Genomic DNA, 288 nt, shown 5'->3' with positions numbered 1-288 from the left:
ATGGCCCGGCGACAACAGTTCTGCCGGCGTGGCAACCTCCTCTAAAATCAAAGGAAAATATGTTAAGGAAGTTACAGTCGCAAACGGCGTCGTTACCGCCACAATGCTTTCAAGCGGCGTAAACAAAGAAATCCAAGGCAAAAAACTCTCCCTGTGGGCCAAGCGTCAAAACGGTTCGGTAAAATGGTTCTGCGGACAGCCGGTTACGCGCGACGCCAAAGCCGACAAGAAAATCGACACCAATCATTCCCACGAACCTACATCCCGTCATTCCCGCGAAAGCGGGAA

At 51.7% G+C, this 288-nt stretch carries 1 protein-coding gene; it reads left to right on the top strand.

Going from position 1 to position 288, the window contains the following annotated elements:
- Window positions 1-288, top strand: a 288-nt coding sequence (locus tag HMPREF2959_RS04415) for a pilin (RefSeq protein ID WP_246829035.1), incomplete at both ends; no start/stop codon positions are given.

The sequence above is a fragment of the Neisseria sp. HMSC070F02 genome (assembly GCF_001814225.1).
Classification (GTDB): Bacteria; Pseudomonadota; Gammaproteobacteria; order Burkholderiales; family Neisseriaceae; genus Neisseria; species Neisseria meningitidis.
This window is presented reverse-complemented; position numbering and strand designations above follow the sequence as displayed.